This window comes from Rahnella sp. CFA14(1/10) (assembly GCF_004195095.1).
In the GTDB taxonomy this organism is placed as follows: Bacteria; Pseudomonadota; Gammaproteobacteria; order Enterobacterales; family Enterobacteriaceae; genus Rahnella; species Rahnella perminowiae.
Genome location: NZ_SEWS01000005.1, coordinates 260,476 through 286,329, shown reverse-complemented (window position 1 = coordinate 286,329; position 25,854 = coordinate 260,476). Strand labels below are relative to the sequence as shown.

At 54.0% G+C, this 25,854-nt stretch carries 26 protein-coding genes; 14 read left to right on the top strand and 12 right to left on the bottom strand.

Features of this window, described 5'->3' with window-relative positions; all coding sequences use genetic code 11:
- Positions 1-479: 479 nt before the first annotated feature.
- The 4 genes from EVX52_RS12240 to EVX52_RS12225 all read right to left on the bottom strand — a co-directional run bounded on the left by EVX52_RS12240 (position 480) and on the right by EVX52_RS12225 (position 2,626).
- Positions 480-749 (bottom strand): helix-turn-helix transcriptional regulator, encoded by a 270-nt coding sequence (locus tag EVX52_RS12240; RefSeq protein ID WP_129953099.1) that lies wholly within the window; start codon positions 747-749, stop codon positions 480-482.
- Positions 746-1,195 (bottom strand): hypothetical protein, encoded by a 450-nt coding sequence (locus tag EVX52_RS12235; protein ID WP_129953100.1) that lies wholly within the window; start codon positions 1,193-1,195, stop codon positions 746-748. The genes EVX52_RS12240 and EVX52_RS12235 overlap by 4 nt, the downstream gene beginning before the upstream one ends.
- 614 nt (positions 1,196-1,809) lie before the next feature.
- Entirely contained in the window at positions 1,810-1,947 is a 138-nt protein-coding gene (locus EVX52_RS25300; protein ID WP_165385178.1) for a hypothetical protein, read from the bottom strand.
- 130 nt (positions 1,948-2,077) lie between these two features.
- The gene (locus tag EVX52_RS12225) at positions 2,078-2,626 is read right to left on the bottom strand and encodes a helix-turn-helix domain-containing protein (protein WP_129991361.1); all 549 of its coding nucleotides are present in this window, start codon (positions 2,624-2,626) and stop codon (positions 2,078-2,080) included.
- 98 nt (positions 2,627-2,724) lie between these two features.
- Between EVX52_RS12225 and EVX52_RS12220 the strand changes: the two genes are divergently transcribed.
- On the top strand, positions 2,725-3,393 hold the full coding sequence (locus EVX52_RS12220; protein WP_129953103.1) for an AzlC family ABC transporter permease: 669 nt from the start codon (positions 2,725-2,727) through the stop codon (positions 3,391-3,393).
- Positions 3,390-3,713 (top strand): AzlD domain-containing protein, encoded by a 324-nt coding sequence (locus tag EVX52_RS12215; protein WP_129991360.1) that lies wholly within the window; start codon positions 3,390-3,392, stop codon positions 3,711-3,713. Before EVX52_RS12220 ends, EVX52_RS12215 begins: the two co-directional genes overlap by 4 nt.
- A gap of 50 nt (positions 3,714-3,763) precedes the next feature.
- Here EVX52_RS12215 and EVX52_RS12210 read toward each other — a convergent pair whose 3' ends face one another.
- The gene (locus EVX52_RS12210; protein ID WP_129953323.1) at positions 3,764-5,125 is read right to left on the bottom strand and encodes an APC family permease; all 1,362 of its coding nucleotides are present in this window, start codon (positions 5,123-5,125) and stop codon (positions 3,764-3,766) included.
- Between the two features lie 582 nt (positions 5,126-5,707).
- On the opposite strand from EVX52_RS12210, the gene EVX52_RS12205 reads away from it, so the two are divergent.
- Complete coding sequence (locus tag EVX52_RS12205; protein ID WP_129991359.1) at positions 5,708-6,514, top strand: AraC family transcriptional regulator; 807 nt, start codon at positions 5,708-5,710, stop codon at positions 6,512-6,514.
- Here EVX52_RS12205 and EVX52_RS12200 read toward each other — a convergent pair.
- On the bottom strand, positions 6,501-7,139 hold the full coding sequence (locus tag EVX52_RS12200) for a LysE family translocator (RefSeq protein WP_129991358.1): 639 nt from the start codon (positions 7,137-7,139) through the stop codon (positions 6,501-6,503). The two genes, EVX52_RS12205 and EVX52_RS12200, sit on opposite strands and share 14 nt — an antisense overlap.
- A 424-nt stretch (positions 7,140-7,563) precedes the next feature.
- On the opposite strand from EVX52_RS12200, the gene EVX52_RS12195 reads away from it, so the two are divergent.
- The 3 genes from EVX52_RS12195 to EVX52_RS12185 are packed head-to-tail and all read left to right on the top strand — an operon-like array spanning position 7,564 to position 10,389.
- Positions 7,564-8,382 (top strand): transporter substrate-binding domain-containing protein, encoded by an 819-nt coding sequence (locus EVX52_RS12195; RefSeq protein WP_129953107.1) that lies wholly within the window; start codon positions 7,564-7,566, stop codon positions 8,380-8,382.
- Positions 8,382-9,206 (top strand): amino acid ABC transporter permease, encoded by an 825-nt coding sequence (locus tag EVX52_RS12190; RefSeq protein WP_129953108.1) that lies wholly within the window; start codon positions 8,382-8,384, stop codon positions 9,204-9,206. The genes EVX52_RS12195 and EVX52_RS12190 overlap by 1 nt, the downstream gene beginning before the upstream one ends.
- Before the next feature lie 52 nt (positions 9,207-9,258).
- Positions 9,259-10,389: an aminotransferase class I/II-fold pyridoxal phosphate-dependent enzyme gene (locus EVX52_RS12185; protein WP_129953109.1), complete on the top strand. Its 1,131-nt coding sequence runs from the start codon at positions 9,259-9,261 to the stop codon at positions 10,387-10,389.
- Positions 10,390-10,401: 12 nt separating this feature from the next.
- On the opposite strand, the gene EVX52_RS12180 is transcribed toward EVX52_RS12185, so the two are convergent.
- Positions 10,402-11,283: a LysR substrate-binding domain-containing protein gene (locus EVX52_RS12180; protein ID WP_129953110.1), complete on the bottom strand. Its 882-nt coding sequence runs from the start codon at positions 11,281-11,283 to the stop codon at positions 10,402-10,404.
- A 115-nt stretch (positions 11,284-11,398) separates the two neighbouring features.
- Here EVX52_RS12180 and EVX52_RS12175 point away from each other — a divergent pair, with 115 nt between their 5' ends.
- The 7 genes from EVX52_RS12175 (at position 11,399) to EVX52_RS12140 (ending at position 19,444) form a co-directional block, all read left to right on the top strand.
- On the top strand, positions 11,399-12,952 hold the full coding sequence (locus EVX52_RS12175; protein WP_129991357.1) for an MFS transporter: 1,554 nt from the start codon (positions 11,399-11,401) through the stop codon (positions 12,950-12,952).
- A gap of 440 nt (positions 12,953-13,392) precedes the next feature.
- A complete protein-coding gene (locus EVX52_RS12170; RefSeq protein ID WP_129953324.1) occupies positions 13,393-13,938 on the top strand; it encodes a spore coat protein U domain-containing protein in 546 nt (181 codons plus the stop codon).
- A gap of 62 nt (positions 13,939-14,000) precedes the next feature.
- Positions 14,001-14,519, top strand: coding sequence for a spore coat U domain-containing protein (locus EVX52_RS12165; RefSeq protein WP_129953112.1), 519 nt, complete (start codon positions 14,001-14,003; stop codon positions 14,517-14,519).
- A 98-nt stretch (positions 14,520-14,617) separates the two neighbouring features.
- Complete coding sequence (locus EVX52_RS12160) at positions 14,618-15,106, top strand: spore coat U domain-containing protein (RefSeq protein ID WP_240783469.1); 489 nt, start codon at positions 14,618-14,620, stop codon at positions 15,104-15,106.
- A gap of 19 nt (positions 15,107-15,125) precedes the next feature.
- Positions 15,126-15,923 (top strand): molecular chaperone, encoded by a 798-nt coding sequence (locus tag EVX52_RS12155; protein ID WP_129991356.1) that lies wholly within the window; start codon positions 15,126-15,128, stop codon positions 15,921-15,923.
- An 18-nt stretch (positions 15,924-15,941) separates the two neighbouring features.
- Entirely contained in the window at positions 15,942-18,479 is a 2,538-nt protein-coding gene (locus EVX52_RS25560; protein WP_240783465.1) for a fimbria/pilus outer membrane usher protein, read from the top strand.
- Positions 18,476-19,444, top strand: a complete 969-nt coding sequence (locus EVX52_RS12140; protein ID WP_129991355.1) for a spore coat protein U domain-containing protein — start codon at positions 18,476-18,478, stop codon at positions 19,442-19,444. Before EVX52_RS25560 ends, EVX52_RS12140 begins: the two co-directional genes overlap by 4 nt.
- 55 nt (positions 19,445-19,499) lie before the next feature.
- On the opposite strand, the gene EVX52_RS12135 is transcribed toward EVX52_RS12140, so the two are convergent.
- Both EVX52_RS12135 and alkB read right to left on the bottom strand, forming a co-directional pair.
- Positions 19,500-19,979: a cold-shock protein gene (locus tag EVX52_RS12135; RefSeq protein WP_129953116.1), complete on the bottom strand. Its 480-nt coding sequence runs from the start codon at positions 19,977-19,979 to the stop codon at positions 19,500-19,502.
- 108 nt (positions 19,980-20,087) lie between these two features.
- Positions 20,088-20,741 (bottom strand): DNA oxidative demethylase AlkB, encoded by a 654-nt coding sequence (alkB, locus tag EVX52_RS12130; protein WP_129991354.1) that lies wholly within the window; start codon positions 20,739-20,741, stop codon positions 20,088-20,090.
- 137 nt (positions 20,742-20,878) lie between these two features.
- On the opposite strand from alkB, the gene EVX52_RS12125 reads away from it, so the two are divergent.
- Complete coding sequence (locus tag EVX52_RS12125) at positions 20,879-21,700, top strand: shikimate 5-dehydrogenase (RefSeq protein WP_129953118.1); 822 nt, start codon at positions 20,879-20,881, stop codon at positions 21,698-21,700.
- 69 nt (positions 21,701-21,769) lie between these two features.
- On the opposite strand, the gene gudD is transcribed toward EVX52_RS12125, so the two are convergent.
- The 3 genes from gudD to EVX52_RS12110 are packed head-to-tail and all read right to left on the bottom strand — an operon-like array spanning position 21,770 to position 25,849.
- Complete coding sequence (gene gudD / locus EVX52_RS12120) at positions 21,770-23,107, bottom strand: glucarate dehydratase (protein WP_129953119.1); 1,338 nt, start codon at positions 23,105-23,107, stop codon at positions 21,770-21,772.
- A gap of 28 nt (positions 23,108-23,135) precedes the next feature.
- Positions 23,136-24,476, bottom strand: a complete 1,341-nt coding sequence (locus EVX52_RS12115) for an enolase C-terminal domain-like protein (protein ID WP_129953120.1) — start codon at positions 24,474-24,476, stop codon at positions 23,136-23,138.
- Positions 24,476-25,849 carry an MFS transporter gene (locus EVX52_RS12110; protein ID WP_129991353.1) on the bottom strand — a complete coding sequence of 458 codons (1,374 nt, stop codon included), beginning with the start codon at positions 25,847-25,849 and terminating at the stop codon, positions 24,476-24,478. The genes EVX52_RS12115 and EVX52_RS12110 overlap by 1 nt, the downstream gene beginning before the upstream one ends.
- Positions 25,850-25,854: the final 5 nt, after the last annotated feature.

Below are 25,854 nucleotides of genomic sequence, written 5' to 3'. Positions count from 1 at the left end.
GCGATTAATCAGCCCGGCAAACTGCAATTTATCCAAGATAATTCCTAATACATAGGATTAATCATATTACCTCTTTATTTTCAGGCAAATAATCACTTTTTTTATGTTTTTACGGTAAAAATAAATTTGGAGTATTCTTATATAAATGGTTTTTTTGGCCTAAATATCGGGCAGGAGCCTGAGGTGCATAACATTTGAATGCCAGTGACTATCAGATAACTCGGATAAATATTAAAAAATCAAGCTTTTCAACATGATGAATTTACAGGCAATTAAAGGATGCGAATGACCAATAAAAAACCAGCCTTCCGGCTGGTTGATGTTTTTGGGCATACAAAGGATCGATAAAAGGACGGCTTGTTTACACCTTTCCAACCATACCGCTAAAATTTTTCGGGTCACATTTCCCGCACCGACGGCAAATGCGACTGACGGATAATAGCGTGCCGAAGAAGCCAATGACGTTTTTGATATCGGGATTAACCATCCGGCATTTCTCCTTTTACTTGTCGAATTTTCCTTTCTACCGGACGACCGGCTGCATCAAAATACCGGCTCGGCCAGATTTTTTCTGGCGGAATACCCATTGCCTCTGCGATCAGCTTTTCCCCTTTCGGCCACGGACGCGTCAGGGCATTCGTCAGCGTTGATGAGGCAAGTCCGGCGGCACGCGAAACGGCGGCAAGCGTTGTCTTTCGTTTTCTAAGCGAAGCAATAATGTCGGCCTGGTGCCAGTCTTGATTTTTCATGCCAGTTCCTCCGGACCCTGCGCCGTTCTCAGGTACCGGGGTGCCTGTAAATCCGCAGCGAAGTAACTGACCAGATCATAAAGAAGCCCGGTCAGGGATTTTTCGGACTGATCGGTGACCTCACGGTTTATCAATATCTGCGTCAGGGTGAGACAGTATTCGGCCAGCTGTTCAGAATCAGGCTCAAAACGGGGTGCGGAGGCAGGAAGGGCATCTACCGTCAGGCTGTTAATCAGATGAGGTGGAACAGGATTGAGCAAGCCGGATTGCAGTCTGTTCAATGCCGTGGCCAGAGCATCAGAAATATTGCGACGTTGCCGCGGATTGTCGCTTTCTAACAGCGCTTCAGCATATTGTTCGCAATGCGCAGCCAGCACAGTGAAATCAGTGGCGGCATTAAAAGGAAAGGCTTTTAAAGAATGAACTTGGGTTGGGGTCGTAGCCATCGTGGCAGCCTCCGGTAAGTAAATTTTACTCACTACCCGAGAGGTCAATCTCATTGGTGGTGAGCTGAACAAGGTTGACCTTACCGGCCTTACTGGACACCGGCGCATCTTTCGATGCCCTCGCTCAGCCCACCATTGAAAGGTGTAGCAAAACGCGCGACACAATAAACGCTAACGCGTCATGTGTCACCAGTAAAGTCAGGCAGGAGGTCAATCCCGGCACCTGATTTTCAGGTGCGGGGAGAAGATACAACGGTGACGAAACCACGACAAGAAACACCGGCTGGTTTTCCAGGACGTCTCGCAAAAATTATTAACGCACCTTCTTTACCCGGACCGCTGCTAAAAAACAATGTGACGAAGAAGCGCGTTAATTATTCTGCTTATCTCTGCCGGTAAGCTTATCTGTTGCTTTAGACAGTAAATAGAGGAACACCGGCCATACACCCATGCAGACATACTTCATCGGCCAGGGCTCAAAAAACATAATGCAGAGTATTGAGCCAATAACGCTCAGCGGGCCAATAAGTGCTTCGAAAATGTGAAAAATAATGAAGGGGATGATCTTAGTAGCAATGCAGCGCAATGACCGGATAAAGCGGATAACACAATTATTATGCTGCATTGAGTTTATTTCTCATGCGAACCATAATTTTTATGAATTTGTGGCCATCTTTTATAAGGCCATATACAGCATCAGGGGAAAGAATAACCCCGGCAATGCGCGTTGCAATATCAGCTATGTCAGCCATGTAATCCCTTCGCGATAAATAATTTCCCTGTAAATTGCAGGACATTCATCACTCAGCAACCAGACTCTTCATTGCGCCTGTCTGTCGCATAACCTTTCCGGGATCACAACGCCATCATGAACACAAAACCTCAACTCTGCTCTGATACCAGCACCGCCATGGTGTCAGGCTCCAGCGCGCGAAAGATATGTTCAACGTCGGCAGGATAGGAAATGTAATCTCCGGCATTCAGTTCTACCGGTGAATCCACCAGCCCGACCAGGGCGCGCCCCTGGGTGATAATAATGTGTTCCACCGAACCCTGCGGATGCGGGCTGGAAATACGGTCGGCTCCCGGCTGGGTGGTCAGCAGATAAATATCCCGGCGCGCAGCGGGCGGACAGGTCGCGAGTAATACTGCTTTATAATCCGCCAGTTCGGCCACCACCGCCGGACCTTCACCCCGACGGATCACCTGCATTTTATTCACTTCCGGCTCCATCAGGCGCGCAAAAGGAATATTCAGCGCCACACACAGCGCCCACAACGTTTCCAGGCTCGGATTACCGTTGCCCGCTTCAAGCTGGGAAAGTGTCGATTTGGCGATACCCGCACGGCGGGCAACTTCCGCCAGTGACAGCCCGGCCCGCTGGCGCTCGCGAACCAGTCCCTTCGAAATAACGCTAATAGGTTGTGGCATAAACTTACCCTGATCAGTATAACGAACGATCGTTCGACTTGAAGAACGATGCAGATGCGTTCATTATAATAGAGACTTGTTCGTTATGGGATTGAATTATGCGTACGCGTTTCTTTTCACCGCTGGGAAATGATGTGATTAAAGCCATCTTTCTGGTGTGCCTGGCCGATGGCCTGGTGGGGATTTCTTATGGGTCGCTGGCGGTCGCAGGCGGTTTCCCGCTGTGGGTACCGCTGATGCTTTCACTGCTGGTGCTGGCGGGGGCATCAGAGTTTCTGTTTATCGCCATTGTCGGCGGGGGTGGCAGCCCGTTTGCGGCAGCGGCGGCCGGATTACTGGTCAATGCACGCCATTTACCGTTCGGGATTGCGGTGAAAGATCTGGTGGGCAGCAAAGCCATGAGCTGGCTGGGTTGTCACATCATGAACGATGAAAGTGTGGTATTTGGCATCTCACAATCTACCCCTGAAAAGCGTAAAACGGCTTACTGGTTATGCGGCGCAGGCATCGCCTTGTTCTGGCCGGTCAGCGTGATAGCCGGGGCTTATATTGGGCAGTTTATTCCGGATATCAAAGCCATCGGCCTTGATGCCGTATTCCCGGCCATTTTACTGGGGTTGATTTTCCCGTCGCTGCGCAGCCGGAGAACGCGTACTCCTGCCACTGGCGGTGCCATCATTGCGGTAGCTGCGGTGCCTTTTGTTCCGGCCGGTATGCCGGTGCTGTTTTCATTGCTCGGATTGCTGGCGTGGAGGAACCGAAAATGACCTCACACAGCCTGATGGTGGCGGGAATTGCGGTGCTCGCCGCCGGAACATTTCTGATGCGCGTGGCCGGTTACCGGCTGGGTTCGCGCCTTAATTTGTCCCCCGCCACGCAGACAATGTTATCGGATGCGGCGACCACCTTACTGCTGGCGGTCGCGGCCACGTCAGCCCTGTTTGAAGGCCAGCATTTTGCCGGATACGCGCGGATTATTGGCGTCGGTGTGGCGCTGTTTTTAGCCTGGAGAAAAGCGCCGCTGATGGTGATTATTGTCGCGGCAGCCGCCGTCACGGCGCTGATGCGCGGGCTCGGTATGGCGTAGCAGAAACAAAAATGGCTTCCGCAGAAGCCATTTTTCACATCGGTGATGAGTTACGCCACGTCTTCGTATTGCGGTACCGGATTGCGGAAACTTTTGGTCATACAGGCCAGATAGATAAAGCCGATTGCCCCCCAGATAAGCCCCAGCACCATCGATCCTTCTTCAAGATTCACCCACAAGGCGCCGACAGTCAGCGCACCACACAACGGCAGAAGCAGATACTGGATATGATCCATAACGCTTTTGTTGCGCTTCTCGCGGATCCAGAACTGCGAAATGACCGACAGGTTGACGAAGGTAAAAGCCACCAGCGCACCGAAGTTAATCAGCGCTGTCGCCGTGACCAGATCGAAATTAATCGCCATCAAAGCAATGGCACCAACCAGCAACACGTTGAAAGACGGGGTGCGCCATGTCGGATGGATATAGCCGAAAAATCGTTTCGGAAACACGCCGTCGCGGCCCATTACATACATCAGGCGCGAAACGCCCGCGTGTGCCGCCATACCGGAGGCCAGCACGGTGATGCTGGAGAAAATCAGCGCACCAAACTGGAACGCCCTGCCCGCCACCTGCAACATGATTTCCGGCTGTGAAGCGTCCGGATCTTTGAAGCTGGAGATATCCGGGAAATAGAGTTGCAGAAAATAGGTCGCCGCAATAAAGATTACGCCGCCGATTAATGCCGTCAGGAATATCGCCCGCGGGATCACGCGCTCGGCATCTTTAGTTTCTTCCGATAAGTTACTGATGCCATCAAAACCGGTGAAGGAGAAACACAAAATGGTGGCACCGGTAATCATCGGCACGGTATGCGCATTTTCGCCCCAGAAGGGTTGGGTACTGGCCAGCGTGCCATAGCCGGTGCCGTGACCCACGCCATAAATCACCATGCCGGTGATCACCGTGATCAGCACTATCTGCAAGACAACCACCAGCGTATTAATATTGGCGACCGTTTTAATGCTGCGTAAATTCGACAGCGTCATAAAACCGACCAGCACAACGACAAATATCCACGACGGCACTGACGGGACCAGCGCTTCAAAATAGATTTTCGCCAGCAGGATATTGATCATTGGTGCGAATAAGTAATCGAGCAGCGACGACCAGCCGACCATAAAACCGACCACCGGATGGATGGCTTTTTGCGCGTAAGTATACGCAGAACCGGCGGAAGGATAGCGGCGCACCAGCTTGCCGTAACTGAGCGCGGTGAACAGCACAGCGATCAGCGCAAAAGCATACGCCGTTGGCACATGGCCGTCCGTCAGGCCGGAGACAATACCGAACGTATCGAACAATGTCATGGGCTGCATATAGGCCAGGCCTATCATAACAACCGGAATCAGCGTAAGCGTTTTACGTAATTCCACGCGGGAAGTGGTACCTGTCACGGCATTATCCGACATGATGTTGATTTCCCATGACGGAGAACGCGGCATATTGAGAGTGCTGCACCATTGATGTTTCCTTGCGACAAGACTGTCGGTATCTGAAAGTAAATATCTATCCGGTACTTAGCCCGGCCTCTGGTATTTGAATGTTTTCTGGTATGAAGAATGCGTGTATCAATGAGCCAGTAACGGATCATCCCCGTTTTGCGGGGCGCATATTTTGCCTTATTAAGTATTGAATTTACAAGCCGCATAAGAATAAACACCGCCAATAAATAAAACCGTCAGCCAAAACGAGCACGTATTGCCAAAAGTCGTCTGACAGTGATTTTGTTAATTGTTTTTATTCTGTAAAACAAAAAACAACTCCCCGTTATTGCCGTTATAAAATATCGGTAGCATGTCCGGAAAAATAACGACTGCGGCTCTTAATTAACATTTGGATTACATTCCGTGCATGCCTGCTGTCCGGTTTACCTTGCCGGCAAAAGATGAATTTTCCCCGCTTTTGTGGTTAACAACTTGTGTTATAAGTTCGTTATAAGAAAAACCGATGCTGCCCCTTTTTCAGCACAGCAAAGATTTTCGGAGTGTAACGTGTCTCTTTCTATTTCTGAATGGACGATGGCTAACGACATTGAGTACTCGCATCTGACAGCGAGCAATTCATCATTCCCCCGCCATACGCATGATGAATATGTCATCAGTGCCAATCTGACCGGTACGGAAGAAATCAGGTTGCACGGGAAAACCGAACTGGTGCGCGGCGGCGATATTACGATTTATAATCCGGCCACCGTCCAGTCTTCGCTGTTTGGCAACGACAAAGTCGAATTCCTCAGCGTACATATTCCGCAATCTTTACTGCGTCAGGTATCGGTCGATCACAATCTGCGTTCTGATCACTGTGCGCCGGTGTTAACCGAAGGCGTGCTCAGCAATCCTGCGCTGTTTTCCGCGCTGTGCCATTACCGGCGCACACTGAACGACGACGATCAGGAACAGAATTTGTTATGGCTGCTGGGGGCGTTGCTGGAAGAACCCGCCAGAGAGCAGGAACAATCTTTGCGGCCGGTTATGCTGGCGCTGGATTTTATGCGTGACCATCTGACCCGGAAAATCCATCTCGATACGCTGGCGCAAATCAGCGGACTGAGTAAGTTTCACTTTGTCCGCCTGTTCCGCCAGCACATTGGCATGCCACCACTGCAATACCATATGCAGTTGCGTTTACTTGAGGCCCGGAATCAGCTGCGTAAAAATAATAATGCGCTGGATGTGGCGATACGGTTGGGCTTTTATGATCAAAGCCATTTCATTAATACATTCCGCAAAATGATGGGGATCCCCCCCCACCTTTATTCACTGTCACTTCATGCGTCGCCGGCGCTTATACCAAAATGAATTCCCGATAACCGGTGATGACCACATACAGCGCGAAATAAGAGAAGATCACTGCTGAAGCGACATAGGAGTATTTCAGCATTTTGGTGCCGAGCATTTTTCCGCCCAGGCTGCCGACGAAACAAATCACCATCGTCCAGCACACACCCGCAATAAAGAACCCTCCCAGAAACCACGAAGCATTCGCCGTGCTTCCCTGCCCCATGCGGGAAATCAGCGCACCACCGACAGCGGCAAACCATAAAATAGCGGTCGGTGAAGACATCGCCAGTACAATGCCGCGGCCAAAATTACGGATAACAGAACGTGACTGCGTGCTGTCACCGCTGCCCAGGTCCCCGGCAGGCGCCAGTGCAGCGCGGATCATTTTGTAGGTAAACCACATCAGCATCAGCGAGCCGCCGACCCATAACATCCAGCGCACGCTCTGGTATTGCAGCAACATCGTCATCCCGGCCAGCGCCAGTACGGCGTAAATTAAGTCGCCGATGCAGGTGCCGATGCCCAGCCAGAATCCATGAAAATAACCCCGCTGCATCGCCAGCGTCATCATGGCGATATTAGCCATTCCGATGTCCAGACACAGCGACAGGCTGAGTAAAAATCCATTTGAAAACGGCATCATTACGGGACTCTCTTAGTTAACGGGTTGTATTCAATTATGTCATTTGCGGATAAACCAGGTCTTTCCGCCATGGATACCTGACAGGCCGCAGCGGCTGACCCAAATAATGTCGTCAACCTAGTGTCAGCCCCCTGAGCACAATGGAGAGACACGATTTAAACACGCTCCTGCGGCCGGGTATTGGAAGAAATTGCGCGTAAATCTGCATACCGGATAGTGCCCGCAGCATCTACAGTTAACCTCACGTCGGGGCGGGATTACTGAGTTACCTCCGCATTGAAGTAATGCACTGTGATTGGGGGGATTTTCCGCAGAGTTCACTGTAAGTCTGAAAAGGCTTAATTTAGACTTCTATACGTCTAAAACTTAGTGTAGGTTTTCACAATAATCTCTCAATTTGGTTACGTTTAAGGAAACTCTGTTTATGCGTACTCCGTTTGTCGTGGTGACTCTGCTTGCCGCCTCCCTGTTTTCAGCTGCCTCATTTGCCGGTGCGACGCTGGATCGCGTGACCAAAACCGGTGTGTTGCGTAATGCCATCGTTAACGATTACCCGCCGTTTGGTTTTATTGATGATAATAACCAGCTGGCCGGTTTTGACGTTGATGTGGCCAAAGCCGTGGCGCAGCGGATGGGCGTAAAACTTGAGATCATTGCACCGGGCTGGGAAACCATTGTCGGCGGAAAATGGCAGGGTCGCTGGGATACCTGTATCTGCTCAATGACGCCAAACACCGAACGTGCCAGGGTGCTGGATTTCCCGACACCGTATTACAACTCCCCGGCTGTCTTAGTGGTCAATAAGAAAGATGACCGCATCAAATCGGCGGCTGATCTGAGCAATAAAAAGATTGGCGTCGGCATCGGTTCGACTTACGAAACGTATCTGCAAAAAACGCTGGTGATCCCAGGCAGCAAACCCCTCGCATTCCCGTTCGATAACGTACAGGTGATCCCAAGCGACGAAGAAGTGGCGTTCCAGAATCTGGCGCTCGGGCCCGGTGTGCGTCTTGACGGCGTGGTATCCGATTTAGCCACCGCGAATGCCCGTATCAAACGCGCGCCGGTGTTTAAAATTGTCACCGAGCTTTATGCGGAACCGAACTGGGTAGCCACCGACAAAGGCGATCCGGAATGGGATAAGAAAGTGGCCGATACCATCAAATCGCTGCGCGACGATGGCACACTGGCTAAAATCTCTCAGCACTGGCTGGGTGAAGATATTACCCACGAGGTACCGTAATGCCACAAATCCCGGACAGCCAGCCGAAAGTGGAAACGCCGGAACGCTGGCACCACGCACACGCGTTTAAATTTAAAACCGGGCTGACGTGGCTGATTTTGCTCAGCCTGCTGCTCGGCACGTTCAGCAAAATGGGGCTCGACTGGAGCCTGATTAGCCAGAAACTGCCGTTCCTGCTTGGCCTGCGCCTGTCACCGGACGGCTTCATTCAGGGGGCAGCGCTGACCATTATGATCACTGCCTGCTCAATGTTTTTCTGTCTGTTGATCGGGCTGGTTACCGCGCTCGGACGGATGTCTGAAAATGCGCTGGCGTTTGGTTGCGCGACGTTTTATGCCTCGCTGTTTCGCGGTACGCCGCTGCTGGTGCAGGTGCTGATTATCTATCTGGCGCTGCCGCAGGCGGGCATTGTGCTCGGCGCGCTCAGCTCAGGCATTATCGCTTTGTCGATGAACTACGGTGCCTACCTGGCGGAAACCATCCGCAGCGGCGTACTTTCGGTCCCGCGCGGTCAGCAGGAAGCCGCGCTGGCGCTCGGCGTATCACGCTGGACGGTTGCGGTGCACGTCACCGCTCCTCAGGCGCTGCGCATCATTATCCCGCCCGCCGGTTCGATATTTATTTCGATGCTGAAAGATTCCTCGCTGGTCTCGCTGATGGGGCTGTGGGAACTGAACTTTCTGGCACAATCTTACGGGCGCAGCACCTACCGGTATATGGAAATGCTGGCGACCGCAGCCGCGATATACTGGATTATGTCGATTGTGTTAGAACTGCTGCAAAGCCGCCTTGAGCGCCGTTTTGCGCAAGGCCAGCGCCGCTGATGTTTTGATTTTTCATTAACGAACGCTTTGATTTTTCATTAGCAGGTACGCCATGTCTTTTCCTGAAGATTTTCGTCTGATCAGTTACCTCTCGCGCCTCGAACATGCGGTGCGTTTTCCGCTGTCCTCTTCCTATCCTGAATCAATGGACCTCGATACGCTCTTTGAACTGGCAGGGAAAGAACACCGCGCCCCGTTCATGCAGACGATGCTGGATTATCCGCCGTTACGCGGGACACCGGCACTGCTTGATGCTATCGCCTCGACCTATCAAAAAATTACCGCGCAGGACATCATCAGTTTTGCCGGTGCAGACGAAGCGATTTACGCCAGTTTCCAGATGCTGCTCAAATCCGGCGATCACGCCGTGGTGATTACCCCGAATTATCAGTCGCTGGAAAGTGTGCCGTTATCGCTGTGCGATGTCAGCGGCGTGGCGCTGGATGCAGATAATGACTGGGCGCTGGATACCGGCAAAATCCGTGATGCATTGCGCCCTAATACCAAAGTGCTGGTCATTAACTTTCCGCATAACCCGACCGGCGCGCTGATAAGCCGTGCGCAGCTTGATGAACTGATCGACCTGTGCCGCGAACGCGGGATCTGGATTTTTTCGGATGAAGTGTACCGGCTGACAGAGTTTGATCCGGCTGACCGCCTGCCGCAACTCGCCGATATTTATGAACGGGGTATTTCGCTGAACGTGACCTCAAAAGCGTACGGTTTGCCGGGGCTGCGCATCGGCTGGGTAGCCTGTCAGGATAAAACGTGGATGCTGGAACTGGAACGTATGAAGCAGTATCTGTCGATCTGTAATTCCATGCCTGGCGAAGTGCTCACGACGATAGCACTCAATGCCCGTATTCCGATCCTCGAACGGGTGATGGAACGTTCGCGCCGCCGCCTCGCCTCACTGACCGCGTTTCTGGCGCGGTATCCGCACTTGTTTCAGTTATCATTGCCGAAAGCCGGGGTGCTGACGTTTGTGCGCTATACCGGCGCGGAAGGCGCAGAAGCTTTTGCTACGCAACTGGTGCAACAGGCGGGAGTGATGGTCATTCCTTCGGTGGTCTACGGCTCAGCACTCAATGCCGTATCTGAAGATTTCCTGCGTATCGGTTTCGGGCGTGAAAACCTTGATGAAGCCCTGGGCGAAATGGGCAAATGGCTGGATAAACAATGAGAGAGAAACTGATCAGCCCAGCACCTGCTTTTCGGTCAGGAAATCGATAAAAACCCGTACTTTCGGTAGCATATGGCGGCTGCTTGGCCAGACTACCGAAAACTTCCCACCTTCTTTCAGATAGGCGGGCAGTACCGAAATCAGTTCACCGGATGCCAGATACGGCCGCACGATAAATTCCGGTACATACGCCAGCCCTAATCCCTGCACCGTCGCCTGCAGTATCGACTCCAGATTATTGCTGCTTAGCGCCAGCGGCAGTTCCGGCGGCGTCGGGCTGGTCATTTCCCATTCCTGCCATTGTCCGTTGCCCGGAAACCGGTAGCGAAGGCAAGCATGTTGATAAAGGTCGTCAGGTGTAAGCGGCGCAGGATGCGCGGCAAAATATTGCGGAGCACCGACAATGGCAAAACGGAATGGCCCGAGACGGCGCGACATCATCTGCGAACTGTTCAGTTCCCCGCTGCGGATGGCGATATCAAATCCTTCATCAATAACGTCCACCATACGGTCACTGAAATCCAGATCCAGCTCAACGTCGGGATAACGCTGGCGAAATTCCGGCAAATGCGGCAACAACATGCGGTAACCAATAGCAGGCGCGGTGATACGTAATTTACCGCGTGGCACGGCGGAAATCCGTACCAGTTCCTGCTCGGCGTCTTCCAGTTGCGTGACGATATTCTGACAGCGCTCAAAAAACAACTGACCTTCATCGGTCAGGCTGATGCGCCGCGTACTGCGGTTGAACAGCCGTACGCTGAGTTTTTCCTCAAGCCGTGCCACACTTTTCCCGACCGCCGAGGCCGAAATGCCCATCCGCTCTGCCGCTGCGGCGAAACTCTGACTTTGCGCCGCGCGGACAAACGCCAGCAGGCCGTTGAGGTTTTCCATATTGACTCCCGTTTATACGAGCGTTTTAGTCCGCAATCATCGGACTGACGGCCTGTTTCCGTCACATTACCGACATTTTATCATCATCGCTAACCCTAATTCGTTGGAGAAACCCATGCATCCCTCAACAACCCCCCCGGCGGGCAGCCTGCGCGTTCTGTTTACCGTATGTCTGGCGGCAGTGATTTTACCCCTCAACTTTGTCAGCGGCGCGGTGGCAACGCCCGCGATCGCCCGTGAACTCGGCGGCAGCGCGCAGGCGCTGAGCTGGATAACCAATGCGTTTATGCTTACTTTCGGCTGTTTTCTGATGGCCGCCGGGGCGCTGGCCGATGAACTGGGGCGCAAAAAAGTGTTCGTCAGCGGCGTCTCGCTGTTTGCACTTTTATCCTTATTGCAGGCTTTCAGCAGCAGTGTGCTGGCGATTGATTTACTGCGCGCCGCGCAGGGTATTGCGGCTGCCGGTGCGCTGGCAGGGGGGGGTGCAGCACTGGCGCAGGAATTCGATGGCGCAGCACGTACCCGGGCCTTCAGCCTGATGGGCAGCAGTTTTGGCGTCGGGCTGGCTTTCGGCCCGTTCCTTGCGGGCGTGCTGATCGCGCATTTCGGCTGGCGTTCGGTGTTTCTCTCCGCGACAGTCATTGCGGCTCTTTCTCTCATCACCGGCGCAGCCAAAATGCGCGAAACGCGTAATCCGCAGGCATCCGGCATTGACTGGCCGGGCACCCTTTCCTTCACCGCCATGCTGGCGTTACTGACCTGGGCGCTGATGGATATTCCCCAATCCGGACTGCACAGCACGCGAGTACTTTCTCAACTGGGTGGCGCGGCACTGCTACTCGCAGTATTTGTGGTCATTGAATTACGGGTGAAAAAACCGATGCTGGATTTATCGCTTTTCCGCTACATCCGTTTTATCGGTGTACAGGCATTGCCGCTGGCGACCGGTTTTTGTTTTGTGGTGCTGCTGGTGGTCTTGCCGATGCTATTTATCGGCGTTACGGGTCTGAGTGAAGAACGCGCCGGGCTGATGATGATGGCGCTTTCACTGCCGATGCTGATTGTACCGATGCTGGCGGCATGGCTGACGCGCTGGATTTCTGCGGGGGTATTATGCACATCAGGGTTAGTGATTGCCGCCGCCGGTTTGGGCTGGCTCAGTCAGGCTGTGCTGGCACAGAATCTGACAGGCATGATTGCGCCAATGGTGGTTATCGGCATCGGTACCGGTTTGCCGTGGGGGCTGATGGATGGCTTGTCGGTGAGCGTCGTGCCAACGGAACGTGCGGGCATGGCAACCGGTATTTTCAGCACCACACGCGTGGCGGGAGAAGGCATCTCACTGGCGATTGTCAGTGCTATTGTGTCGGCGTTAACCCGCAACGCACTGGCAGCGCATTTCAGCAGTGATGCGATCAGCTCAGAAACTATCAGCCAGGCGGCGCAACGTCTGGCGACCGGTAATCTTTCCGTGACACAGCAGCTTATCCCGCAGGCCAGTACGCCGCAGCTACAGCAGCTTTATGCCGCCTCACTGCATCCCTTACTGTTGTGTCTGATGGCGATTACGCTGTTCTGTGCGCTGGTGGTGTTGCTGGCACTACGCGGGAAACCCCGAGCGTCAGCCTGTTCAAAAAGCAGAAAACGCGCCGGCGGTTTCCCCTCCTGAAGCACATCATCATAAAACATCAGTAGCGCTGTTAAACAATGACGGGCAGCAAGCAGGTAACACCACAACCAGAAAGGTTAAACAGCTGCGTTTTTTGGTTTAGACAAGGCAATCATTATCAACATAAATCAATAATAAACAGGATAAAAATTCGATAATTTGTAATTTATGGAGTTTTTATCCTTATTGGCCTGAATAATGAAAAGATTACCTTAAGGTAAATTTATTAACTTATATTTAACCATGATGGCGTTTTTCATCATGCACATAAGGTCAGGGTTCCGCTCCGTTGTGAAGGGAAAACATAACACCCGGCCTGCACGCTGTTTCTTACCGGCTTTTTTGCAGTTTTTAGCGTTAATTATTCATCACCAGAGGATTTCCACATGCAACGACGTTGCATGAATACACAACGGTGTAAGCTGTTTTTGGGAGTCATCATGGGCGAAAAAAAATCATTATTGCTGGCCGTTCTTGCCGCTGCAACGCTGACATTAGCCGCTGGCGCACAGGCAGCCGGTACTTTAACAGGACAGGTAGGCGTTCAGCTGACCATCAGCACCGGTTGTACGGTCGGTAACGGCACATCAACGGGGGGGACCAACCAGTGGGGTACACTGAACTTTGGTAACTACGCCGATCTGACCAGCGTCATTAACGGGACGGTATTCGGGGCCAACGGCACCGGTGCAGTCACGATCACCTGTAGCACCGGACTGACCCCGACGCTGTCACTGAACGGCGGACTGGCGGCAACCGGCGGGCTGCGTACCATGACATCCAGCGGTAACAGTATTCCTTACCGCCTCTATTCCGATACCGCACGGACTACCGAAATCGCGATTAATACGCCGATTACGCTCACGACAGGCACCACGGCGCAAAATATTCCGATTTACGGTCGTGTGCTGCCTGCCGATCAGACCAGTACCACACCGGCTGCGGGCACCTATAACGATACCGTTGTTGCCACTCTTTCCTGGTAAGAGTTTTTCCATCAGAGTCGGTTCCGCCTCTGACTGGCTTTCGGTTCAAGGAAGGAAAGATCATGGACATCAAGGTACTGCTGCTACTGCCAGCCGCACTGCTGGTGTCAATGCAAGGGTATATTTCACTGAGTCAGGCGGCAACAATAGGCATCAGTGCCACGTTGCTGCCCGCCTGTGAAGCGGGAACCACGACGTCCGGCAGCACCAGTTTCGGTACGCTGAATTTTGGCAATTATGCATCGCTCACCAGCGCGGTGAATGCGACCAGCGCACAACTGGCGGGATCGATCCGCGTGAAATGCGTGAGCGGGGTGACGTACAAAATTGTCATGGATGGCGGCAGCAGTGGCGTGGTCACGGCGCGGCGAATGGTGAACACCACCAACAGCGCTTCCACCCTGCTTTACAATCTTTATACCACGGCCGCCCGCACCACGGTGTGGGACAACACCACCGGCGTCAGCGGCACCGGTAACGGCGCGGATCAATGGAGCACGGTCTATGGCCGCGTTCCGGCACAAACCACGCCCGCTGCCGGTGTTTATCAGGATACGGTGAATGTCACCGTATCCTGGTAGAGGTGATGATGCCTGGCCGCCAGCGGGTTCCGACCGCGTTATTACCGGTGAGGGTATTATTGCCGCTGGTTTTATTGTCGCTGGTTTTATTGTCGCTGATGTTATGCAGTTCAGCGCGTGCCGCCACAGCTACCAGCACATTTACCGTTTCAGCCACTCTCACCAATGGCTGCGTATTTGGCAGCTCACTTTCCAGCCCGACCACCAATCTCGGCACCATCAACTTCGGTTCTATGTCGTCCCTCACCAGTAACGTCGATACGGTCAGCAGCACGGGCGCCGGTTCCGTGGTAGTGACCTGTACGCCGGGTGCCTCCGTCAGTATTGCCATGGATTACGGTATCCACGGGGGCACCGCCACCCGGCGCTTTATGCAAAACACCAGTAATCCCGATCAGCTCGGCTACCAGCTTTTTCGCGACGCCGCCCGCAGTCAGGTATGGGGCGATGGCGCGCTGGTGATGTCCATCCCCAGCTTTCCGGCTACCACCCAAACCTATCCGGTTTATGCACGCTTATACGCTGTGAGCCCCCTGCCTTCCGCCGGGACGTATACCGACACGGTCACCGTGACATTAACCTATTGAATTATCAGGATATAGAAATATGAAGACATTGCTTTTACGCCTGTTCGCCACCGCCGCACTGACCTGGGCTTTTCTGTCTTGCCTGACCGCACAGGCTGCCAGTTCGGTGCTGGTCTGGCCGGTCTATCAGATTATTGAATCCGATCAGAACGGATCCGCCCTGTGGCTGGAAAACCGTGGCGCGGAACCGGTGTCCTTGCAGGTGCGCGTACTCGCCTGGAAGCAGGAGAATTTTAACGAGAAATACGCCGATCAAAGCAACGTAGTCGCCAGCCCGCCTTTCGCTACCGTGCCGCCGGGTCAGCGTCAGTTGATCCGGCTGATCCGCAATACCCCGGTTGCGGCCAATACCGAGCAGGCGTACCGCATCATTATTGATGAGATCCCTTCCCCGCTGAATGATTCCTCGCAGGGGAAGGACAAAGCGGTGGTCGGCCTGCAATTGCAGATGCGTTATCTGCTTCCGCTATTTATGGATGGCGGCAGTTTGTGGACCCATGATCGTAGCGACGTGAAGCGTGATCCTTCCACGGCAACGCGCCCGATCCTCAGCTGGCGTACGGTATCCGAAAACGGGAAAACGTATTTGCAGGTGCGCAATACCGGCATCGTGCATGCGCGGCTGAGCAACGTGTTCTGGTCCGCCACCGGCAATCAGAAACAGGGGGTGAAAACCCTGGTCGGCGGTTTTATGGGTTATGTATTGCCGGGGCAGCAAATGCGCTGGCCGGTGCCGGCGGGGGTGACGCCGGGTGCGCAGCTCAATGCGCAGATAGCGGATAACACCCAACCGATTGTCATCGCGCGCGGCCAGTAACAGCAGGAGCTGCAAAGGATGCCAATCAGACGTCTTCTCCGGAAAGGTCATCAGCGACCACTGTATTTTCGGGGAAGCCTGTGCCTGTTATGCCTGAGTACCTTCAGCGCACAGGCGCAGGAATATTCTTCACTGCCCGATGCCCCGCGTGCGGCACCGGTGGTCACAGACGCCCTGTTTTATCTGTCGATTGTGGTCAACGGCCAGACCGACAATCAGGTCGTACCGGTCACCTGGCGCAATAACGCGTATTTCGTGGAAGCGGGTGTGCTGGCGAAAAATAATATTCATATTAACGGCCGGCAGGGGTTGATTAATGTCGGTGAACTGCCGGACGTGAAAGCGAAATACGATTCGGCCACCCAGCAGCTGATACTCAGCGTGCCGGACGCCTGGCTGCCGAACCAGAATATCAGTGGTGATCCCCTGATGAACTACACGCCGTCGCAAAGCAGCACCGGCCTGCTGTTTAACTATGATTCCTACTACACCGATTCCCCCGGCGGAGCGAAAACTATCGCCACCTGGATGGAGCAACGTTTATTCAGCGGCCTCGGGCTGGTCACCAATACCGGCACTTACCGCTATAACGTTGATAACATCGACAGCAGCAACGGCGGCCAGACCACACAGGATGGCTATCTGCGTTACGACACCTTCTGGCGTTTCACAGACGAGAAAAACCTGATCAGCTACCAGGCCGGGGATTTCGTCAGCGATTCACTGACGTGGAGTAATTCAGCACGTATGGGCGGTTTACGTATCAGCCGTAACTTTGGTGTCCGGCCGGATCTGGTGACTTATCCGTTGCTGCAATACAGCGGTACGGCGGCGGTACCAACCACGGTGGATTTGTTCCTCAATGGCTACAAAGCCAGCAGTAATAACCTGAATTCAGGGCCGTTTACCCTGACCAACGTGCCGTATATTAATGGCGCCGGTGAAGCGACGGTTGTCACCACCGATGCGGTCGGACGTCAGGTTTCGACCAGCGTGCCGTTTTATGTTTCCAACACCTTACTGCGCAAAAACCTCAGCGATTTCGATTTCTCACTCGGGGCCGTTCGCAAAAATTATGGCATCACCAACGGCGATTATTCGGATGCCGCATTCAGCGGGATTTACCGTTACGGGCTGAACAATTATCTGACGCTTTCCGGTCATACCGAAGCCGTACAGGGTCTGGCGCTGGGCGGCGCTGGCGCGGATATCGCGGTCGGTACCTGGGGCACACTGAGTGTTTCAGCCAGCCAGAGTAAAGCCGATCATCCGCCGGTCAGCGGTGATAATCAGATAACGACACAGCTTAATGATAACCCGACGGCAGGCATGCCCGATGCCGGAGGTAAAATGCTCCCTCCGCCCGACGAAAGCGTGACGGATAAAAAAGACGGCAACCAGTTCACGCTGGGCTATTCCTACTATTCGACGGTATTCAGTCTGTCAGCACTGCGCTCAAAACGTACGGCGGGTTATCAGGACATCACGTCTTACACCAGCGACACACGGTTAAGCCGTCAGTCGGATCAGGTGACGTTCAGCACGTCGCCGTTCGGGCATGCTAACGGCACGATGGGTATCGGGTATTACGATGTCGAAGCCTATGACAATTCGCATACCCGTCTGGTGAATTTTTCCTACAGCCGCTCGCTGTGGGGGCAAAGCAGCCTGTTTTTATCGCTCAATAAAACGCTGGGTGATAACGGCTACAGCGCACAGCTGCAATTTATCATTCCGCTTGGCCCCGATATTAACCTGAACGCCGGTGTGCAACGGGACAGTGCGGGTCATTATCAGGAGCAAACCGGCGCCAGTAAAGCCACGCCAACCGACGGCGGTCTGGGCTGGAATCTGGCCTACAGCGGCGGCAACAATCCGTATCGGCAAGCCGACGCCACCTGGAAATCCCGTTACGCGACCATCCAGGGCGGATTCTACGGCAATCAGGGCGATTACACCCGGTGGGCGGATCTGAGCGGATCGGTGGTGTTTATGGCCAATGACTGGTTCCTTTCAGACAAGATCAATGACGCCTTTATCGTGGTGGATACCGACCATTATGCCGATGTTCCGGTGCTGTACGAGAATCAGAAAATGGGCAAAACGGATAGAAACGGCCACCTGCTGATCCCGACCGTCAGTTCGTATTATCCGGCCAAAGTAGAAATCGACACCCTGCCGCTGCCCGCCGACGTGGTCGCCAATAACGTCAACGATCGTATTGCGGTGAAACAGGGCAGCGGCGTGGTGGTGAAATTCAACGTCGAGAAAGTGCTGTCCGCCAATATCACCCTGCATGACGCTGCCGGACAGCCCCTGAAGCCCGGCACGCTGGTCACGGAGCAAAATACGCAACAAACCACCGTCACGGGTTACGACGGGCTGGCCTATTTCTCGCACTTACAGGAAAACAACGTACTGAATATCCGGACGGAAGATCATTCGGTCTGCCGGATCAGTTTCACACTCAACCCTGACTACCACAGCATTGAGCAGATCGGCCCGCTGGCATGCCCCGGTGGCTCAGCGAAAGTCACAGCAGGAGATAAATCATGAGAATGTTCAGGCAGAGGATGCATCGCGGATTGCTACTGATGTTATTGCTGGGCGCGTCGTCGCTGGTAAGAGCGGGTTGTACTACCACACCAGGCACCATCACGCTGGGCACACAGAACTCCTTTGCCGTCAGTTCCTCACCCTTGATCACATCAGGCGGCAGCGGATTAAGCTGTACCGGCGGACTGCTCAACATTGCAGGCACCAATACCATCACCGCCCTGATCGGCGTGACTCAGCATCCCAGCAACTCACAGCCAAGACTTTACAGCGGGACAACGGGTCAGTACTTGCCCTACAGCCTGTGCAAAGATGCCAGCTGCAGTGCCGTTTATAATCAGAACGATACCATCACCTGGAGCAGCACCACGGCACTGGGATTGCTAGGCTTATTTTCCGGCCCCAACAGTACGTTACCTCTCTACATCCGTCCGGCCGCCATTTCCAATCTGGCCGCCGGCACCTATACGGATGTCGTTCCCCTCTCCTGGACATGGAATATGTGTTCAGTGGCTATTGGTACCTTACTGTGTCTGGCAGACTCCGGCTCCACGACAGGGAATATCAACCTGACCCTCAACGTCACCAATTTCTGTTATATCGACAGTGCACCCAACGTCGGTTTCGGCAGTGCAGCCCTGCCTTCCGGACTGACCACGGTCGTGGCAAATACTATCAGCGTACGCTGTACCCTGAACGCCAGCTATTCCGTCAATCTGACCAGCAGCGTGCCGGTGTCCGGGCAATACCGGCAGATGGCCTCAACCGTCGGCGGCACCACCTCTTATCTGCAATATCAGATATTTAAAGGTGACAGTACGGTATGGACGGCTTCCACCAACAGCAGCGCGACCGGCACCGGTACATCACAATCGTTTCCGTACACCGCGTCGGTGAATCTGGCGCAAAGCAACCAGCCTGCAGGTAACTACAGCGATACGGTGACAGTGACAGTGACGTATTAAAAAAGGGGGGATAACAGAACCGGTGCCACGGATGTGCACCGGTTTGAGAAGGGTATTACAGCGCTTTCAGCGTTTTGACCGTGGCATCCACGTCAATTTCATCTTCGGTGAACACATAGGTGCTGTTCTGGAAGGTGGTGATCAGCAGCTTTTTCATGGTGCGCGTTTCCGCTTTTTTCTCTTCTTCCTGCGGGCGGATACGGTTCATCAGCAATCCGACGGACAGCACGGCGTTTTCTTTATCGATTTTCGTCTCTGCCGGGACTTCTTCGTTAAACGCCAGGAATGATTTAATGCTGGTGATTTTGATACGCTCACCGGCGATAAAGATGTATTTGCTCTCCGGCTCAACTTTCACCGCAAAGGCGGAAAGCCCTTTGTTGTTAGTGGTCGGTTCAAAGGTGACTGCCGCATCTTTTTTAATCAGCTCAGGGTTGGCAACTTTAATCACGTGGAAATAACGGTTATCGCCGTTTTCATCTTTGATAAAACCGAAACCTTTATCTTCAAACCAGGTTGTGATTACGCCGTTCATCGCTTACCGCCTAAGTAATTATTTATTCAACATGTCATTTTTGCAGGGCGGCAGTGTAAAGCAGAATGCGGACAAAGTCCTGTGCTTTACGGCCTGATCCCCACGGAATTACGTCGCTTTTCTGAAAGTCAGGTTAAACCGGTACTGACCGGTCAGCGGATGCTCGCCTGCTTTGAGCGGCAATACGCCGTGATAACGCAACCGCGACGGGCCGCCCCACACCACAATATCACCATGTAACAGCGGCACACGCTGCGTTTTATCACTGCGTTGCATGCCACCAAACTGGAAAACAGCCGGTAAACCCAGCGAGACAGACACGATCGGCTGGCCGAAATCGTGCTCGTCTTTATCCTGATGCAGGCTCATTTTTGCGCCCGGCTGATAACGGTTGATCAGACAGGCATCCGGCGTAAAGCCCGCAAAACCCGCCTGTTCTGCCGCGCTGACGGCAAGCCGGCGATATAATTCCGGCATCGGCGGCCAGTGCTGATGACTTTCCGGCGAGGTGGACTGATAGCGATAACCTGCCCTGTCCGTCACCCAGCCGACATCACCGCAATTGGTCATTGCCACCGACATCGCATAGCCGCCCGGCGTGGCGCGATACTGAAAAGGCACCAGCCCGGCGATCCGGTCGATCTCCGCCAGCAACGCCGCATCATCTGCCAGCGCCGCACCGCGCAATACCACTGCACCCGGACACAGTTCTTCGCGCCAGTTGGGGTGAAAATCGGGGTGATCAAATAGATCTAAATTCATGTCAGCCTCCGTGTTCACGCATCCGTTAAGTATAACAGCCGATTTGAGACAGAGGCAGATTGTCGGGGCTGATCGTTTCAGCTAAGGTTGCTTAATAGGCCGTAAGGTCATTAAGAATATCTTAAAAGGAGAATGAAATGAGTCGGGAAATTAACAAAGACACCCAGTTGTGTATGTCCCTTTCCGGTCGTCCGGGCAATTTCGGAACCCGTTTTCATAACAGCCTTTATCAGGCATTAGACCTGAATTACGTCTACAAAGCGTTTTCCACTCAGGACATCGAAGCCGCAGTGAAAGGCGTACGCGCACTGGGCATTCGCGGCTGCGCAGTCTCGATGCCGTTCAAGGAAGCCTGCATTCCTTTCCTTGATGAGTTGGATCCTTCCGCAACTGCCATTCAGTCAGTGAATACGATTGTCAATGACGATGGATTCCTGCGCGCTTACAACACCGATTACATCGCAGTCGCCAAGCTGCTCGACAGCCATCAGGTGCCGCGCGACGCCGTTTTCGCCCTGCGCGGCAGCGGCGGCATGGGTAAAGCCGTGGTGGCAGCTATTCGTGACGCAGGTTTCAAAACCGGCTATATCATCGCCCGTAACGAAGCCAACGGCCGTGCACTGGCAGAAGAATACGGTTACGAATGGAAAGCAGAAGTCGGCGATCTGGCCGTTGATATGGTGGTTAACGTCACACCCATCGGCATGCCGGGGACACCGGAAGCGGACTCTCTGGCGTTTGAACCGGCCGTGATTGATCGTGCCAGTATCGTCTTTGACGTCGTCGTCGCACAAGCCACCGAAACGCCGCTGATCCGCTATGGCCGTGAACACGGCAAGAAAATCATTACCGGTGAAGAAGTGGCCGCGTTACAGGCCGTGGAACAGTTCGTGCTGTATACCGGTATACGTCCATCCGATGAACAGATCGAAGCCGCAGCGGCACACGCACGTCGCTGATCCGCAGCGCTGAATGCAAAAAGCCTCTCACGGGAGAGGCTTTTTTAATGGCCGGGATCTGGCCGGCGATCACCGCACCAGACACGGTTTTTTCGGATCGAACTTCCAGTCCGGTATCAGGAACTGCATGCCCTGTGCATCGTCACGGGCGCCCAGTCCCATGCCTTTGTACAGCTCGTGGGCTTTCATCACCTGATCCATATCCAGTTCAACGCCCAGTCCCGGTTGTTCCGGTACGCGCACTTTACCGCCTTTGATCTGCAACGGTTCTTTGGTCAGGCGCTGATTGCCTTCCTGCCAGATCCAGTGGGTGTCGATGGCGGTAATTTTACCCGGCGCGGCGGCAGCTACCTGGGTGAACATTGCCAGCGAGATATCAAAGTGATTATTAGAATGCGAACCCCAGGTCAGCCCCCACTCGTGGCACATCTGCGCCACGCGAACCGACCCCTGCATCGTCCAGAAGTGCGGATCCGCCAGCGGAATATCGACGGATTTCAACTGGATGGTATGTCCCATCTGACGCCAGTCAGTGGCGATCATGTTAGTGGCCGTCGGCAGACCGGTCGCCTGGCGGAACTCGGCCATCACCTCACGCCCGGAGAAGCCCTGCTCTGCGCCACACGGATCTTCCGCATACGCCAGCACACCGCGCAGTTGTTTGCCCAGCGCGATCGCTTCATTCAGCGACCAGGCACCGTTAGGATCGAGCGTGATCCGCGCCTGTGGGAAACGCTGCGCCAGCGCCGTCACGGCTTCGGCCTCTTCGCTCCCGGCCAGCACGCCGCCTTTTAATTTGAAATCATTAAAACCGTATTTCTCATACGCGGCTTCCGCCAGACGCACTACCGCCGCCGGTGTCAGCGCTTCCTCGTGGCGCAGGCGATACCAGTCGCAGCTGTCGCCCGGCTGGCTCTGATAGCCCAGCGACGTTTTATTACGGTCGCCGACGTAGAACAGATAACCAAGCATTTCGACTTCATCACGCTGTTGTCCGTCGCCCAGCAATGAAGCCACGGTGACGCCCAGATGCTGGCCGAGCAGGTCAAGCATGGCAGCTTCGATCGCCGTCACGACGTGAATGGTGGTGCGTAAATCAAAGGTCTGCAAACCCCGGCCTGACGCATCACGGTCGGCAAATTTCTCCCGCACGGCAGTCATCACATTTTTGTATTCGCCCAGAGTTTTGCCGATCACCAGCAACGCAGAATCCTCCAGCGTCTGACGAATTTTCTCGCCGCCCGGCACTTCGCCGACGCCGGTGTGACCACTGCTGTCCTTGAGGATCAGGATGTTGCGGGTGAAGAAAGGGGCATGTGCGCCGCTGAGATTAAGCAACATGCTGTCGTGCCCGGCGACCGGGATCACCTGCATGGAGACAATTTTAGGTGTAGATGAAGAGGTCATGCTGACTCCTTAGTCAATTCAGATTCCGTTAACCGCGCCCGAGTGCCGGGCGCTTACGATCGAATGTCCAGCCGGGGATCAGATACTGCATCGCGGCGGCATCGTTGCGCGCACCGGTCGGCAGTGTCCGGTGCAGCGCGTGGGCACGATGGATTTGATCCATGTCGATCTCCACACCCAGCCCCGGTTTTTCAGGCACTTTGATTTTCCCGTTCACAATTTGCAGCGGCTCTTTGGTCAGGCGTTGGCTGCCTTCCTGCCAGATCCAGTGCGTATCTATTGCCGTCGGCTTACCCGGTACGGACGCGCCGACATGAGTAAACATCGCCAGCGAAATATCGAAATGGTTATTCGAATGACAACCCCACGTCAGGCCCCATTCATCGCAAAGTTGAGCGACACGCACTGCACCGTGCATCGTCCAGAAGTGTGGGTCCGCCAGCGGAATGTCCACCGACTGCAACATGACCGCGTGCTGCATCTCACGCCAGTTGGTAGCGATCATGTTAGTGGCGACCGGCAAACCGGTGGCGCGGCGGAATTCCGCCATCACTTCACGACCGGAAAAACCCTGCTCCGCGCCGCACGGATCTTCGGCATAACTGAGGATACCGTGCAGGTTTTTGCACAGACCGATCGCTTCATCCAGCAGCCATGCGCCGTTCGGATCGACGGTGATCCGCGCATCCGGGAACCGTTTTGCCAGTGCTTTAACCGCCTCGATCTCCTGCTCGCCCGGCAATACGCCACCTTTAAGTTTGAAATCCCTGAAGCCATAACGATCCTGCGCCGCTTCGGCCAGCCGCACTACCGCCTCGCTGTTCATGGCCTCCTGATGACGCAGGTGATACCAGTCATGGTTAACGCGCTCCCCAGTCTGATAAGGCAAATCGGTTTTCTGCCGGTCACCGATATAGAACAGATAACCGAGCACCGTGACTTCATCCCGCTGTTTGCCCGGCCCGAGGAGTTCACATACCGGCACACCGAGGAATTTGCCCATCAGATCCAGCAGTGCGGCTTCGAGTGCGGCGACGGCGTTAACACGCAGCTCGAAAGTCCATGCGCCTTTGCCGAAAGAGTCAAAATCAGACGACTGATTGCCCATGTGGATCTGGTGCACCAGCCGGTTCATGCGCGCGACTTCCTGGCCTTTCACCTGAGCAATAGCTTCCGTCAGCGTGTGGTAAATCACCTCACCCCCCGGCGCTTCGCCCACACCGGTATTCCCGGCGCTGTCTGTGAGGATAACGATATTGCGGGTGAAGTAAGCGCCATGTGCGCCACCGATATTCATCAGCATACTGTCATGCCCGGCCACCGGAATGACCTGCATATCAGTAATGACGGGTGAGGATTGCGTACTCATCACAGTTCTCCTTTTATGCTGCCTGTACTGGCGTACGGACGAAGCTGGATACGTTCGATTTTTCCCACAATAAATACATAACTCACCACAGCGAGCAGCGCGTGGACGCCGACATAAATCAGTGCACCGTTGAAGGAGCCGGTCGTCCCGATAATGTAGCCGATAGCGATCGGCGTGATGATGCCGGAGACGTTACCGAACATGTTGAACAACCCGCCGCTCAGCCCGCTGATTTCTTTCGGTGCGGTATCGGCCATCACCGCCCAGCCCAGCGCCCCCAGACCTTTACCGAAGAAAGCGAATGCCATAATGCCGACCACCATCCATTCGGTATCGACGTAGTTGCAGAAAATCATCGACATCGACAGCAGCATGCCAATCACAATCGGAGCCTTGCGCGACAGTGTCAGGTTGCCGGTTCTGCGCATCAGCCAGTCGGAAATGATCCCGCCCAGCACACCGCCGAGAAATCCGCAAATCGCCGGTACCGAAGCCACCATACCCGCTTTCAGTATCGACATACCCCGCGCCTGAACCAGATACACCGGAAACCAGGTAATGAAGAAATAGGTCAGCGCGTTGATGCAGTACTGGCCAATATAAATGCCAATCATCATGCGGGATTTCAGTAACTGCTTCAGCTGGAAGGTTTTTTCGCCTTTGACGACGACTTTTTGGGCGATCTTCTGATCCATATTGATCAGCGCTCCCCCGGCTTCCATGTAATCAAGTTCGGCCTGATTGACGCCCGGATGATTTTTCGGATCGTGGATCACTTTCAGCCAGATGAAACTCAGGATGATGCCGAGGCCGCCCATAAAGAAGAAGACATGTGACCAGCCCACCTCATGCGTCAGCCAGCCCATGATCGGGGCGAAAATAACCGTGGCGAAGTACTGTGCGGAGTTAAAAATAGAGACCGCAGTGCCGCGTTCCTGAGCCGGGAACCAGGCGGCGACGATACGGCTGTTGCCGGGGAAGGACGGCGCTTCGGCCAGACCGACCAGAAAACGTAAGGCAAACAATGAAACAACAATGCCGAAGCCGCTGAAGACATCAACAAAGCCCTGCAACAGGGTGAATAAAGACCAGATGAAAATGCTGTAGAAATAGACTTTTTTCGAACCGAATTTATCGAGCAGCCAGCCACCGGGTATTTGACCGATGACATAAGCCCAGGAAAATGCCGAGAAGATATAACCCATCCCGACGGAATCCAGCCCGATATCTTTGGCCATTGCCGAACCGGCAATGGATAACGTGGCACGATCGCCGTAATTAAATGAGGTGACAATAAATAACATCACCACTATCCAGTACCGCGCGTTAGTTCTTTTTTTGACAGCACTGGCTGCTGAAACGGTAGTTTCCATGGTGT